The organism is Rufibacter roseus (genome assembly GCF_001647285.1).
Lineage (GTDB): Bacteria > Bacteroidota > Bacteroidia > Cytophagales > Hymenobacteraceae > Nibribacter > Nibribacter roseus.
Map to the genome: position 1 here is coordinate 124,402 of NZ_LRML01000007.1, position 15,519 is coordinate 139,920.

10 protein-coding genes are annotated in these 15,519 nt (G+C 50.2%); 1 reads left to right on the forward strand and 9 read right to left on the reverse strand.

Annotation, left to right across the window (positions count from 1 at the left end; genetic code table 11):
* Positions 1-62: 62 nt before the first annotated feature.
* The 9 genes from A8O23_RS12240 to nirB form a co-directional block, all read right to left on the reverse strand.
* Positions 63-341: a SelT/SelW/SelH family protein gene (locus tag A8O23_RS12240; RefSeq protein WP_066621608.1), complete on the reverse strand. Its 279-nt coding sequence runs from the start codon at positions 339-341 to the stop codon at positions 63-65.
* Between the two features lie 117 nt (positions 342-458).
* On the reverse strand, positions 459-1,949 hold the full coding sequence (locus A8O23_RS12245; protein WP_066621610.1) for a rubredoxin domain-containing protein: 1,491 nt from the start codon (positions 1,947-1,949) through the stop codon (positions 459-461).
* 401 nt (positions 1,950-2,350) lie between these two features.
* A complete protein-coding gene (locus A8O23_RS12250) occupies positions 2,351-5,872 on the reverse strand; it encodes a nitrate reductase (protein WP_066621611.1) in 3,522 nt (1,173 codons plus the stop codon).
* 211 nt (positions 5,873-6,083) lie between these two features.
* The gene (locus tag A8O23_RS12255) at positions 6,084-7,424 is read right to left on the reverse strand and encodes an MFS transporter (protein WP_066621613.1); all 1,341 of its coding nucleotides are present in this window, start codon (positions 7,422-7,424) and stop codon (positions 6,084-6,086) included.
* A 56-nt stretch (positions 7,425-7,480) separates the two neighbouring features.
* Positions 7,481-8,695 (reverse strand): alginate export family protein, encoded by a 1,215-nt coding sequence (locus tag A8O23_RS12260; protein ID WP_239693396.1) that lies wholly within the window; start codon positions 8,693-8,695, stop codon positions 7,481-7,483.
* 240 nt (positions 8,696-8,935) lie between these two features.
* Entirely contained in the window at positions 8,936-10,141 is a 1,206-nt protein-coding gene (locus tag A8O23_RS12265; protein WP_082883025.1) for a molybdopterin molybdotransferase MoeA, read from the reverse strand.
* Between the two features lies 1 nt (position 10,142).
* Positions 10,143-11,084, reverse strand: coding sequence for a bifunctional molybdenum cofactor biosynthesis protein MoaC/MoaB (gene moaCB, locus A8O23_RS12270; protein ID WP_066621615.1), 942 nt, complete (start codon positions 11,082-11,084; stop codon positions 10,143-10,145).
* 38 nt (positions 11,085-11,122) lie between these two features.
* Positions 11,123-11,482 (reverse strand): nitrite reductase small subunit NirD, encoded by a 360-nt coding sequence (gene nirD, locus A8O23_RS12275; protein WP_066621617.1) that lies wholly within the window; start codon positions 11,480-11,482, stop codon positions 11,123-11,125.
* A gap of 77 nt (positions 11,483-11,559) precedes the next feature.
* On the reverse strand, positions 11,560-14,064 hold the full coding sequence (gene nirB / locus A8O23_RS12280; RefSeq protein WP_066621619.1) for a nitrite reductase large subunit NirB: 2,505 nt from the start codon (positions 14,062-14,064) through the stop codon (positions 11,560-11,562).
* Positions 14,065-14,718: 654 nt separating this feature from the next.
* On the opposite strand from nirB, the gene cobA reads away from it, so the two are divergent.
* Complete coding sequence (gene cobA, locus A8O23_RS12285; protein WP_204377690.1) at positions 14,719-15,510, forward strand: uroporphyrinogen-III C-methyltransferase; 792 nt, start codon at positions 14,719-14,721, stop codon at positions 15,508-15,510.
* Positions 15,511-15,519 lie beyond the last annotated feature (9 nt).

Consider the following 15,519-nt stretch of genomic DNA (forward strand, 5'->3'; position numbering starts at 1 on the left):
GTTAACAAGAAATTACCCAACTAACAGAACAGGTTGTAAAGTGGTATTGTGATTCTTCAGAATTATTTTTTGTCTGAATGGCCCAAGCTCTTGTTGGGGTTCACCACATCTCTTACCAGCTGCTTCAGTTCTTTCACCTCCGGGAAACGGCCAGCGGTTTTGCGGTCAAAAATCTCCTGCTCGTTTACCCTTATGCTGTAGCAGCCGCTCACCTCGCTGGGCTGCAAGAGCACGCCATACACCTCCTCGGTGAAAGTAGTTAACAGTTCCTGGGCCATGTAGGCGGCCCGCAACATCCACCCGCACTTGGGGCAGTATTCTATGGTGATGGTCTGTTTCAAGGAATAAGCTAGTTAGCAGTGAGAACGCTGTTTCTGCCCTTTTTAACGAAAGTAAACCAAAAACGGCATGAGTCCTGAATACGCGGCACCAGTCTACAGCTACTGTTCCCGTTTTAATCAAGTAAGCGCAAGGGAGCTGCCGGTCACGGCAAAGTTTTCTTTAGGAGCACCACAGGTGGGGCATTCATACCCTGCTATCTCCTCAAAAGGAGTTCCTTGCGGCACCTTGTTGAATTCATCACCAAAGTTCTCGTCATACATAGTGAAGCAGTGCTGGCATTGGTATACTTTATGCACCGCCAGTTCAGTCGTGGCACTTTGTGCCTGCTCAGAAGACAGTACCGCCACCGCCAGCGGCTCAGGGTCGCTTTGCTGCTCATAGTAGAATTCACAGAGTGCTACCAGGTGCCCGTGCAACTCTTCTTTGCTCAGCCCTTTTTTATAGCTGATGAAATCTTTGGAGTTGGGGTTAAAGTCGCGGGTGTAAAGAATCTCGAACAGCTCTTCGGTTAGCGTCGCCCCATTGGCGATGTCTTGCTGGGTACGGATGATGATGGAACCAAAAAGACCAGTCTTCGGCTGGGTTTTAATGGCGAAGCACAGGCGGTAAGTTCTCACATCATCCTCGTTGAACTTCTGTACCAAATAGTTTTTCAGATTCAGGCCGTAAGCGCACTGGTCCTCCACCTGCCAGTTCAGCTCATTGGAGGCATGGCGCACGTTTATCCGGAAACTGCTGAGCACGTTATCCCACAGGTCGCGGTCGGGCAATTCAATGCCTTTCACCACCAACGATTTCCAGGGGGTAGTGTACAGCTGGCCAATTCGCGTCTGGAGGCATATTTTGCAGATGTTTTTCAAAAAAGAGACCGGAAACAGCTCGTCGCGCCGGTAAATACCCAGCCATAGCTTGTTGCCGTACCGGTTGAACCCCTCGTAGTACGGCAATTTAAATTCAGGCAGTTTTAGGGAGTGGGTAATAGGCTGAATCACAAAATTTCCGCTGGCCCGCACCATGTCATGCAAGCGGTTTCCGTCTATGGCCCGTTGGTCGTAAAACAGTTCTTTATGGGCGAAAATAAGGCGCTCAATGGCGCTGCTTATACCTGGAATATCCTCTGAATACACCAGCGAGGGCCACTGGTAAATGATGTTGGTCTTAGGAAAACGGATGTACAGAAACCAATAGTTGCTAGTCTCCGAGGAAATAAAGTTAAGGTTACCGGTAAAGAAAGGCACAAATGCCTGGTTATTGTCTACCAGGTTTATTTTTACCTGCGGACGGTAGTCAAACAAATCCAGAATGTCTTTGTACACGCCCTCCCGTACCCAGTTGGCATGGTAGAACACATCTTCCGTTACGTAGGAACTGAGAATGTTGGGGTGTTCATCGGCATCGAGCTCATAGATAATATCTGCCTCAATAAGGTCCCGCTGCAGGTCCCACAGTTTATCATGGGCCACCATGATAAATAGTTGCTGCCTGTTCCCAAACCGGATGTTCTGCACCTCTGCCTTTTCGGCAGCCTCCAAGATATGGTACAAATCCCCCGCCGAGACAATACCGCCGGTGAGATTGATTTTAACAGTATATTCTTTTGTGGTCATCTTCTTTTTTTCTTGTTCAACAGCTATTGTGCAACTTAGAAACTCAGCCCCCTTTCATTTTTTATTCTACCAGATACTCCCCCTTTGAAGGGGGCGAAGGGGGATGTTTACTCAGGAGTATCCACGCATTGCTGGTAACTTACCTTAATTACGAGTTACAGACACTCTTCTTCTAAGAGGCGTGGGTTGTTAATTCATGGCGTTCACTTTTGGCAGTGCCACGTGTTATAACAGAAGTATTAGTAGCAAGCTGTAACACAGCGGCCACCGCAGTTGACAGTTCGCGTCATGTCCGTACTTTTATTCTGCAACGTTAAAACCTGCGTGTGTAAACATCCCCCTACCCCCTTCAAAGGGGGAGTATCAGATATTGTAGCACAAGTAAATGAACCTGTCTCCTACTACTCTTTCTCCACCAGCTCCAGCGTCAGGCTTTCCTCCAGAATCCGCTTTACTTCCGGCCGGCAGGAGCCGCAACCGGTACCGGCTCCGGTAGTGGCGCAAAGTTGTTTCAGGTCAGTACAGCCCTCGGCTATTTTATTCTGGATATTGCCGCTGCCTACGTTGTTGCAACTGCAGACCAGCTTGCCCAGCACCGGCTCGGCTTTGCTGCCGCTGCGCAAAAGCTGCAGGCGCTTTTCACTGAGCTCCACCTTATTAGAAATCAGCTCGCGGAACTCCTGGAACTCACTTTTGTCACCTATCAAGATAGCACCTACCAACCGGTCCTGATGGATGATACACTTCTTGTAGTAGCGTTTGGCTTTGTCAATGAACACCACCTCTTCGTAGTTTTCTTCATCGGGGCATTCGGGTAGGCCAATGCTGCATAAATCGAAGCCATGAATTTTAATGATGTTCATGAAGGTGCTGCCCGTGTAGTAGCTGGCCACGTCGCCCATCAGGTACTTGGCAACTACTTCAGCCTGCTGCTCGGCGGCGGCGGTGATGCCGTACAAGATGCCATCGAATTCAGCTATCTCCCCAATGGCGAATATGTTAGGGTCGGTGGTTTGCAGACGTTCGTTTACCAATACTCCGCGTTTACACTCCAACCCAATTTCCCGAGCCAGTTCCAGATTGGGCACGGTGCCAATGGCGATAATCATGGCGTCGCAGTCAATGCGCCGACCGCTTTTTAGACCAATGCCGGTGAGGCGGGACCGTCCGTAGTAGAGCTGCACCTCATCGTCGAAGTATAAGTCGCAGCCCTGGTCAATCATTTCCTCCTGCAGCAGTTGGCTACCCAGTGGGTCCAGTTGACGGTCCAGGAAACGGGAAATACGCTGGATAATGGTGACCTTGGTGCCGATTTCACGTAGTGATGCCGCCATTTCTAAACCCAACAAACCACCCCCCACTATCACCACATGCGCCTTTTCTGGTAGGTGGTTCTTGAAATTGTCGGCATCGGTACGGCTGCGCATGGTAAAGATGCCGGGCAGGTTGGGCACGTGCCTTGGTACAGCGGCCCGGCTTCCGGTAGCCATCAGCAGCACATCATATTCTGTTTTAATGCCCCGTGAGTCAACCACGAACTTCTGCTCCCGGTCAATTTTCTCCACGCTCACTCCACGTAGCAAACGGATATTGTAAGCGGGCTCTTCAGAATCTTGCATCTTCACCAATTGCTCCCACTTCTGCTGTCCACTAATGTAGTCGGGCAGCATGACGCGGTTGTAGAACGGAAAATCTTCTTTACTGAAGATGGTGATTTCATCATCCTGGTTCAGCTCGCGGTAAGACTTCACAAACCCGAAAGCTCCCGCGCCGGCCCCTACCACCACAATGCGTTGGAACGGCTTTTTATACTTCTCTACCCGCACTGCGCAGTACTTGAAGTCAGGCTCTTTGGAAATAGGGTCCAGTAAATCGTTGGTCACGTTGTTGGCCCGGTTCAGGTCACTGCCCAAAATCTTCCCCCAGTGCATGGGCAAAAAAACCACACCTTGTTTTATGGCAGCGGAAAGCTTGGCTTTTACCCGCACCTCTCCCCTTTGGGAGCTCACCAACACTATATCCTCCTCTTTTATTCCTAGCACATCTGCATCAAGAGGATGTATTTCTAAAAACGCCTGCCCAATGTGCTTTTTCAGCTTGTTCACCTTGCCGGTTTTAGACATGGTGTGCCACTGGTCCCGGATTCGGCCGGTGGTCAGAATCAGCGGGAAGTCAGGACTAGGTTTCTCGCTTCGGAACTCGTCTGGCGCCGCGTGTATGATGGCTTTGGCCGATGGCGTGTAAAACTTTTTATCGGTGAACAACCGGTGCGTTCCGTTGCCAGTTACCCCCAGCTTGTAGGGCCATTGCACCGTTCCTTTCTCTTTCAGTACCTCATAATTCAGGCCCGTAATGTCAATATTAGTGCCCACCGTCAGTTGCACGTGCTCCTGATAAATGGCGGCGGCATTGGCAAAATCAAAGCCCTTGTAGCCCATGTGCTGCGCGAAGCGGCAGATAATCTCCGCATCAGGCAGAGCCTCTGCGGGCGGGTCCAGTACTTTGTTCAGGTAACTGATGCGCCGCTCAGAGTTGGTCATGGTTCCCTCTTTCTCGGCCCAGGCCGCAGCCGGCAAAATAACATCGGCGTATTGAAGCGTTTCCGGCTTATCGCTGATTTCCTGCACCACCACAAATTTGGCTTTCTTCAGGGCTTTTTCCGCCAGCCGCGCATTGGGCAAGCTGGTCAACGGATTGGTGCAGAGAATCCAGATGGCTTTAAGGCGGCCGTCGTTCAGGGCCTCAAACATTTCAGTGGCGGTTAAACCAGGCTTCTCTGAAATGATGCCACCGCCCCAGAACTTCTGCACCTCCTCGCGGTGGACAGGGTTGTTGAGGTTGCGGTGCGCCGAGAGCAAATTAGACAAACCACCCACTTCCCTACCGCCCATGGCGTTCGGCTGACCGGTCAAAGAAAAGGGACCTGAGCCTGGTTTACCAATGTGGCCGGTAATCAGGTTCAGGTTGAGCAGGCTCAGGTTCTTGTTCACGCCCACAGAGCTTTGGTTCAGGCCCATGGTCCACATAGAGATGAAGCCTTTGGCGTTGCCGATATAGCTGGCCGCTAACCTCATATCTTCCTCCCGCACCCCACAGATTTCTGCCGCCTCGGCAACTGTTTTCCCAAAGACCAGCTCTTTGTATTTCTCAAACCCCTCGGCATGGTGCTGAATGAAATCCAAGTCAATGTCGCCGTTCTCTATCAGAATTCTGCCCAGGGCGTGGTTCAGCGTCACATCCGTGCCCGGGTTAAGCTGCAGGTGCAGGTCGGCTATAGAGCAGGTGTCGGTTACGCGTGGGTCCACCACAATAATCTTCACCTGAGGGTTTGCCGCCTTGTGCGCCTCTACCCTACGCCACAGAATGGGGTGGCACCAGGCAGGGTTGGCGCCCGTCACATAAAAGGTATCAGCCAGTTCAATGTCATCATAGCAGATAGGCACACTGTCTTCACCCAAAGCCATTTTGTACCCAGCCACCGCACTGCTCATGCACAGGCGCGAGTTGGTATCCAGGTTATTGCTGCCAATAAAACCTTTGATGAGCTTGTTCAGAACATAATACTCTTCGGTGAGGCACTGCCCCGAGGCATAAAACGCCACCGATTCAGGCCCGTATTTCTGGATGAAAGTTTTGAATACGGCGGCTGTTCTTTGCAGGGCCTCGTCCCAGCTCACCCGTTGCAGAGGCATGCTTTTGTTGTAGCGCATTTGTGGGTACAGCAGGCGGTCGCTTTTGTCGTTGACGGTGTACTGCAGGTTAATACCCTTGCTGCACAGCATGCCCTTGTTCACCGGGTGGTCTTTGTTTCCCTCTACGGCTACCGTGCCGTTTTTCTCTTTGATGACCACAACGCCACACCCAACGCCACAATAGCAGCACGTACTGGTAAAGGATTCTGAAAGTCTTTCGCTGGCAGACATGATGCTATAAAATTTAAAGAGTCTGTTAAAATTTGTCTTTTGCGCTACAAAAAGGCATCAAAAGAACCTGACTTTGCGATTTTTTTTGCCTGCAAAACCAAAATTCAAACAGGCAATAAGCGGATAATCTATTTTGGTTTATGAGGACGTATTGTTTTGGGCATGTTTTCCATAAAACACACCCAAAACACCTCATCAGGTTAATTGATATTTAGGCCAAAGAGGGCAATTCCTCGCCGCTTCTTTCGGCCATGAGCTGGTGCATTTCATGCCGGGCTTCTTTTTCGGTTTCTTTGGAAAAGCGCACCAGCAAGGCTAAGGTGGAGGTTCCCGCCACTACTAAACCTATTATAAAGAGAGCCTCCGGATAAGAGATGGACTCTACCTTGAACAGAAAGCCCGCCGCCACGGCTCCGGCATTGCCACCGGCACCTACTACCCCGGCCACAGTACCCATGGCTTTCTTGTTGATGAACGGCACCACCGAGAAAGTGGCGCCCTCTGCCATCTGCACAAAAAGACTGAACACCACCAACATGATGATGGAAAGGGAAAGCACCGTCATATGAGAAAACAACATCAGAGCCACACCCTCCACCAGAATCACGGCTCCTAAAAACCATACCCTACCCGATAAGCCATATTTCATACCAGCTTTGTCACCAAAGTAGCCGCCTAGGGTGCGGGCAAAAATGTTCATCAGCCCAAATAATCCCGCAATCAATCCAGCGGTCTCCACGCTCAGGCTGAAGTTGTCGTGGTAATAGATGGCGGCAATGTTATTGATAGTAAGTTCTATGCCAAAGCAGGCTCCGTACAAAACAAACAGCGCCCATACGCGGTAATCAGAAATGGTTTTCCAGAAAGAAACCTGCTTTTTCTTTTGCCCTGTTTCCGCTAGCTGCAAATCTGCTTTGTTACCGGCAGGGTAGTCGGTAGTGAGGAAGTAATAAGCAGTACCGCACAGAATCATGAGCACCCCGGGCACCACCATGGCATAACGCCACGCGTGCGCGTCTACAAAACCCAGGCTCACAAAACCCGCGAAAATGAGCGGCATCACCATTTGCGTGACGCCACCGCCCAGGTTACCCCAGCCTGCCGTGGTAGCGTTGGCCGTACCCACCACGTTTGGCGCAAACATGGCAGTGGTGTGGTACTGGGTAATCACAAACGAAGCCCCAATCACCCCAATGGCCAGACGGAACAGCAGAAAGCTCTCATAGTCGTTACTGAACCCAATGAACATGACAGGCAAGGAACCTAACAGCAGAATAATGGTGTAACTGATTCTGGGGCCAATCTTATCACAAAGCCAGCCAATCAGCAGCCGTGCCACAATGGTAATGGCCACCGAGGAAATGATGATATTTCCTATTTCATTTTTGGTTAGCCCCAACTCCTCGCGCACAATAGCCATGAGCGGCGCAATACCAAACCAACCGAAGAAGCAAAGGAAAAAGGCAATCCACGAGAGGTGGAATGTGCGCATTTGCATGGTTTTAAGACTGAACAGATGAATGGCTGTCGCCTTGCCGTTAGATGCTTTCATGGGAAAAATGAGTAAGAGGTGAGAAAATGTTTTAGCGAAAAGATGTGCTGATTAGGTTATATAGACGACTGTTGTTGAAACAGCACCGGTTTAAACGTGAGCATGACCCAGGCCCATTGGTTCAGGCCGCTGCCTTGTTTACCTTTCAGGGTTTCCAGGGAGCTGGAGGCGTAGAGTTGGGAGTAGCCCACTTTCAGGTTAAAATCTGGGCTGAAGTTTCTGTTCAGGACTAAATCAATTTCCTCCCCCAGCCGCGAAGACATAGTGCCGCTCGCTTCTGGTGGGCTGTACACCGCCACCGGAGATTCAAAGTGGTGGAAATGCGCCAGCAAAGAGCTTTGTTTCCCCAGTTTGAAATTTGTTTTCAGGTAAAAATCGGTGAGGCCGGTGGTACGTCCGCTTTGTCCGTGGCCGTTGCCTACGTAGAAGTAGTCCATGAACCCGTAAAACGCGTGGTTTGTACCGTACAGCGGCGTAAAGGATTGGTTTTGGGTATCGCCCTGGCTCGTGCCGGACAGGTAGTCTACTCCTACCGTAAGCGGGGTTACCTTTGTTTGAACGGTAGCACTGGCCGCTGCCAGCCATGCCTGTACTTTCTTTCCGGCAGCGTCTTTCCCGCCCTGGTAGTAAAGCTCTCCCCCTAGTTTTACCGTGCCCAGCTTCACGTCTCCGTTAAGGCCGTAGGTCTGGCGGTACGCTACGGTAGAATCCGGCCGTTGCCGGCCGTCGTTAAACACCAACAGAGACAGATTAGTCCGGCTCCAGGTTTTATGCGCCCACACGTACTGCATGGTTTTATAGTTGTCATACCCGCTGTAATAGGTGTCAAACAACTTGGTGGGTTCAGAAACTACCGACTGATTGAATCCCGCCCCGGCATGCAATGCAAACCCTGAACTATCAGCGTACATAAACTTTAGCGCATCGTGGCTACGGCCTTGCTGTGCCCAGTCCAGGTTCCCCAAAAAGCGGGCGTTGTCGTAGTCAAGTTCCTGTCTTCCCACCCGCATGGCAAGTTTGGGCGTAAACTGGTACTCGCCATAGGCTTCGTACACGTTGAACAGGCTAGCATCAGTTTTATAGATTTGGCTCGTGTTCCCCCAAATTCGGACGTCCTGCAGCGTGAGCCTTAGCTTCAGTTTCTCGGCCTGGTAATCGGTCTTTAGCCTGGAACGCTGCTCCACAAAAAAGGCAGACTCTTCTTTTTCCGCTATCACGGTTTTAAAGCCGCTCCGTAGTTCAGCCCTGGGCCGCACCTCAGCAGATAGCATAAATTGAGCTTGTCCCTCATTAGTTAAAAGGAGGAAGGCCCCAGAAAGCAGCATAAGATTTTTTTTGTAGAAGTGTTTCATATTCCGGCTGCGGAAAGTTGATTACAATTTGATTATGACCAGAAGCACCAAACAGGCATAGACTGGCAATACATACTTCTCACCAGGCTTCAGAGGACCTAAGACAGATTATTCTGTTTTAGGGCTCCTTTTTAGAAAAGTGCTTCAAAGCAGTTTTTTCTACCAGCCTAAGCGAAAAGGGATAAACTCTATTTTTTCTCCCTGCAATATTTCCGGCTGTCCGGCATGGTGAACGCCTAAACCATGGGTTGAGACCCCTGCCCTAACATCACCGGAACCATTATGGAGTATAGGGCGTAAAGTAGCGGTGGTCTCCTGAACCCGCACCGCAAAGAATTCTGTAAAGGCATGCTTCTTTTTTCTGGTTTGCTCAACAGGCAACCGGTACTGGGGTACCTCCTGAGCCTGAAAGCTTTTATGGAGCCACGCCTCTACAAACACTTTGTATGTTACCAGGCAAGAAAAGGGATTGCCTGGTAGCCCGAATACCCCTCCTCCGCCAGGAAGTACGCCAAAAAAGACTGGCTTCCCTGGCTTTATAGCTACCTTATGAAACTCTTTTTGCACCCCCAGTCCTTCCAGTACTCTGGGTACATAATCAGCATCTCCTGCAGAAACCCCACCGTTAAGCAGCACCAGGTCATAATGCAGCACCTGCTGCAGCGCCTGTTGCAACGCTTCTTCCTGGTCAGGCAGGTGTCGGCAGTAAAAAGGCTTGATTTTCCAACTCCTGAGCAGCGCCTTTAACATATATTGATTGCTATTCCTGATTTGCGCAGCCCCCACGGGCTGACCTATGGGTACCACTTCATTTCCGGTGGTTAGGAGCGCCACTTTAGGCAGTTTGCCTACCAGTACCTTTTCTTTACCTAGAGCAGCCAGCGTCCCTATTACCGCAGCATTGGGTCTCACACCTGGAGAAAACACCGGCTGTCCGCTTTGCAGGTCTTCGCCCTGCCTGGCTATATTGTGGTAGGGTTCTAACCCTATAGCCTTGAGCAATACTCGTCCTTCCTTTTCCTCACTGTCTTCTAAGCGGACAATAGCCTGTGCGGTCAGTGGCACGGAGGCCCCAGTCATTATTCTGAAACAGCTTCCTTTCTTTAACAGCCCCTGGTAGTGCTGCCCCGCATATATTGTTAGCTGTACCTGGTATTCTCTCAGGCCCGCCTCCCAATCTTGCAGGCGGATGGCATATCCGTCCATAGCGGCGCGGTTGAAAGGAGGGTAATCACGATCAGAGTAAACATTCTCAGCCAATACCCGCCCCTCTGCCTCCTCCAACTCAATCAGTTCCGTACCGAAAGAATAGGCCCTGTTCTCCACCAGTTGTTTAGCCTCTGTATAGGAAATCAACTCTGCCATATTAGTGCCCTCCGCCTTTCATCATTTTGCGGGCGTGAAATACAGCCGGCAGTATGGCTTCAAGAGATTCACGGGCGCCGTTGGAACTACCCGGGAGAGTCACCACCAAGGATTGTCCGATAGAGCCTGCTACCCCCCGGCTCATCATGGCCAGCGGCGTGCGCATCTGGCCGTAAGCCCGCATAGCTTCGGCAATACCGTCTGCATCTCTTTCCAATAATTCCCGCACGGCCTCTACCGTATTGTCCCTGGGCCCTAAACCGGTGCCGCCCGTGGTAAAAATGAATTGTACATCTTCCGCCACCCAGGCTCTGATCTGCTGTTGTATCTGCTTTTTTTCGTCTGGCAGCACCTGGTAATATTTCACCTGCGCATTCGCCTCCTGCAGCATTTCTTTAATAATCTTCCCGCTGTTGTCTTCCCGCTTTCCGGCAGCGGTTGAGTCAGAACATACCAACACGGCGCAAACCGGAGCGGAATTGAAAAACTTCTTTTTCCTGCCCTTTTTCTCAACCAGCTTTATATGTCCCACCTCCAGCTCCGGGTCATCGTCTTTCATCAAAGCAAATAGCTCAAGCGCCGCCACTGAGACAGCCATCATTGCCTCCATCTCTGTACCTGATCTGCCTATTGCCTTGGCCTCGGCCATCACTACTATGCCCGTCCGTTCCAAAGCCCACGGCTCAAGTAATACACTATGTATTTCCGGCTGTAGCACTTCAATCACCACCTGCAGGCCATCTACCACCGCGGCATGGTGCTGAGGAAGCAGTTGAGAAGTGGCTTTGGCACCCAAGAACCCTGATGCCTTGGCCATTTCCAGGGCACCTCCATACCTCCCTTGCCGCTGAGCGATTAAGGAAGCCGTTGCTGCCGAACAGAAAAGCACGCCCACAGCAGAAGCAGTTTGCAGCAAGGTTGGGGTATGGGTAAGGTCAAGCATAAATAAATCTGGTTTTTGTCGGCTCCCGTAGCTTCTGATTATTTCTCAAAGCCAATAAATACCTCATCACCTACCACTTGCACCGGATAGGTTTTAATCTGGTAGTCATCACCGGACAGGCATTCACCGGACAGCAGAGAAAAAGTTTTCTTGTGGAACGGACAGGCTACTTTGGGTTCACAGGTGTCGCCGGTGCTGCCAATCATGCCTCTGGAAAGTACCATCTGCTGTTTGTGCGGGCATAGGTTTTGGGTGGCGTACCACTCGCCCCGGCGGCTGAAGTTGTAGATGGCAATCTGCTCGTCGTGGTGCTTCACGCAGGCACCGCCGTTCTGGGGCACATCATAGGTTTTACAAACCAACACCCACTCTACTGAGGTTAAAACTGCTACTTCCATTGTACTAAAACTTAAGGGGTTACTTCTATCAATTCCTAATTCTTAATTCCTAATTCTCAATTCATAATTCTCAAAGGCTACCATTCCATGGCTTTTACCTGACCACGCATAGGGGCTAACTTCACTTGCGGGTCTTTCTCTCGTGGGGCGTTCACAAAGTGGGCGAAGCCTTTTCTCAGCTCAGGGTTCTGCACCACTTCTTTCCACTCACAGTGGTAGTTCTTGATAAGCGACTGCATTTCTTGTTCCAACTGCTCACAGATGCCCAGGCTATCGTTGATTATCACGTTTTTGAGGTAGGCCATGCCGCCGTCCAGCTTGTTTAGCCAGGTAGCGGTGCGGGTAAGGGCATCGGCGGTGTTGATGTAGAACATCAGGAAACGGTCCAGGTATTTGATGCAGGTATCTTTGTCAATGTCGGTGGCCAGCAGTTGGGCGTGCTGGGGCTTGGAGCCACCGTTGCCGCACACATAAAGGTTATACCCTTTCTCGGTGGCAATAATGCCGAAGTCTTTGGATTGGGCCTCGGCACATTCCCTGATGCAGCCGCTCACCCCGCCTTTTAGTTTGTGCGGTGCGCGAATGCCTTTGTAGCGGTCTTCCACCTCAATAGCAAACGAGACGCTGTCTTGCAAACCGAACCGGCACCAGGTGCTGCCCACGCAGCTCTTGACGGTGCGTAGGGCTTTGCCATAGGCGTGTCCGCTTTCAAAACCGGCGTCAATCAACTCCTCCCATATATCAGGCAGGTCACTCACGTGCGCGCCAAACAAGTCAATGCGTTGGCCGCCGGTAATTTTAGTGTACAGGCCATATTTCTGGGCCACCTGCCCAATTACAATCAGCTTCTCCGGCGTGATTTCGCCGCCGGGAATGCGGGGAACCACGGAGTAAGTACCGCCTTTCTGAATATTAGCCAAGTACCGATCGTTGCTGTCTTGAATGGTAGACTGCTTGGCAATGACATCGTTCCAAAGGCTGGCTAGAATACTGGCAATAGTGGGTTTACAGCTCTCACAGCCATCGCCTTTCCCGAACGTATCCAGCGCCTCATCATAGGTTCTGATGTTGTTTAGCTTGAGCAGGTCAAACAGTTCCTGACGGGAGAAGTCGAAGTGCTCGCAAACGTTGTTCTTCACATAGGCTCCGTTGGCTTTGAGAGTTTCGGAGATAAGGTCTTTCACCAGCGGAGCACAACCGCCACAGCAGGTAGCGGCTTTCGTGCATTTCTTCATTCCCTCCAGGGAAGATACTCCATCCTCGGTCACCGCTGAGCAGATATCTCCTTTTGTCACCGATTCACAGGAACAAATCAGGGCCTCGTCGGGCAGACTCATGACTCCGGCTCCAGTATCCCCTTCGCCTCCGCGGCTTCCCAATATCAAATCCTCAGGGTTGGGCGGCAGGGTGAGTTTGTTGTTCACTGTTTGCAGCAGGATGTTATAGGCAGCGGCATCTCCTACCAGCACACCACCTAACAAGTACTTCCCGTCGGTGCTGAGGTTGATGCGTTTGTAGATGCCTTTGTTCTTGTCTTCAAAGGCAATGGTTCTGGCATCAGGCTCAGACACAAAAGGGTCTCCGAAGCTGGCTACATCAACTCCTATCAGTTTGAGTTTGGTGCTCATGTCATAGCCAGTGAACAATTTTTCACCTTGACATAAAAGGGTTGCCACCGTATCGGCCATTTCGTAACCAGGGGCCACCAAACCATAAATCATGCCCTCATGCAAGGCACATTCTCCAATAGCGAAAATGTGGTCATCAGACGTCTGCATTCTGTCGTTCACCACAATGCCTCCTCTGGGACCCACTTCCAAGCCCGCCTTTTTTGCCAGCTCATCGCGCGGACGAATACCAGCGGAAATCACGAGCATGTCCACTTGCAGTAAAGTATCATCGGCAAACTGTAGCCCATCTATTTTCCCGTCGCCGAGAATGTTGGTGGTGCTTTTTTGCAGGTGCATCTGCAGGCCTAGTTCCTCCAACTTTGCTTGCAGCATGTTGCTGCCCACCGAATCTACCTGCCTAGGCATGAGCCGCGGGGCAAACTCCACCACGTGTGTTTCTTCCAGCCCTAGGTCAATTAACGCTTTGGCCGCCTCCAAGCCCAACAGCCCCCCGCCCATCACTGCGCCTTTGCGGGCAATTTTGGCGTAGGCCTGCATCAGTTCCAGGTCTTCAATGGTGCGGTACACGAACACCCCTTCCTTTTCTACGCCGGGCACATCGGGTACAAATGCAGAGGAGCCAGTGGCAAATACCAGATAATCGTACGGCTGCGCCACGTCATGCAGTGAATACACTACTTTGTCTTTCCGGTTTATGTCAGTGACAGAATCGCCTAGGTGAAGCACGATGTTGTTCTCTGCATACCATTCTTCAGTAGACATGGACAAGTCCTCGGCAGATTTACCGTTGAAGAATTCGCTCAGGTGTACCCTGTCGTACGCCCTCCGTGGCTCCTCGCCAAACACCACCAACTGAAAGGCAGCAGTTTTGGCAATTAGTTTTTCGCAGAACTTGTAGCCTACCATCCCGTTCCCGATGACTACTACTGTTGGCTTACCTTGTTGAGACATTGTATTTTCCTTTAGTTGAATGAGTTTCCTTCTGCTTATTCACCCTGCCTATTTTTAGCGAGCACATTTTTTTTAACCAGGCACTATTTTTTTTCTTTTGTCCCGCTGTTTTCACCTCTCTCCTCGTCCTTCTTTTCAATCTGAGCGCTCTTCGCTCCTGAATTCAGTTGTTGATTTTCTCTTTCGCTTCTTCCGCCCCTTTTCTTAAAAGTATTTTCAGGAGAGGGGGCAATTGTTTCTTAATTTTCAAAATGCTATTAAAACACCTTGACCATATTTTAACTTTATCAACAAACCAGCTTAATCTTTAATAATCATTACTAAGTATAACTACTTATTTTTAAAGGTCATTTGTTATTGTTTTTACTAAATATACTCAAATACACGTTAAATGCAATAGTCAAAATCCACATCATCATATGTTTTTAAGTATTTACCCCCTAATTTATAGGGCGCCTATTGATTTTTTCACCACTTTACTTAAATTGTACTTTATTATATAAAAGCACTCGTTGTCACTACATCACTTTGATGCTTTAGGTAAAGTAATTTGATTGACATAATGCTAAAGCCTATTCAAGCCTTAGACTTAGGCATGGAGCTGAAACAGCTGACAAAAAAGGAGTTGCGCAGAATATGCAGGTGAGCCACGAAATGGAGAAGATGAAAACTACGCGTATGGAAACAGGTAAAAAGCTACCAACGTTATATGTCATGGGTGCTGGCCCAGGGGATCCGGAGTTAATTACCGTTAAAGCGTACAAGGTTTTGCAGCAGGCAGATGTGGTGCTCTTTGACAACCTTGCCAACCAAGAGCTTCTTTCCCTGACCTCCCAGTACTGCGAGAAGATATACGTAGGCAAACAGCCTTACCGCGACTACACTCCCCAAGAAACCATTCATGCGCTTATTAAAGAGAAGGCCTATAGTAAAGGAACCGTAGTGCGCTTGAAAGGAGGAGATCCGTATATATTTGGACGTGGATTTGAAGAAGTACTGTTTGCGCGGGATAATGGCATAGAAACACACTACATCCCTGGTATTACCAGCATGCAGACCATGGGCCTGCATGACATTCCGCTCACGCACCGCTCGGTTAGCGAAGGTATTTGGGCCATTACCGGCACTAAAAAAGATGGCTCTCTTACTAAAGATTTACGCCTGGCCATGCAGAGCAATGCCACGGTGGTAATTTATATGGGCATGAAAAAGGCAGCCGAGATTGCCGAGACTTATATAAGTGCCGGCAACGGCCATATACCGGTTGCCGTGGTGCAGCAAGCCTCTCTCCCGCACCAGAAATCGGCCACGGGTGTAGTCAAAGACCTACCACAGCTAATAGAGCAGAATCAACTTACGCACCCCTCCCTGATAGTGATTGGCTGGGTTGTAGCCCTTGAGCAAACTACGGCCCCTTTAAATGCACAGAAGCTTTGCCATCAATAAAACAGCGTC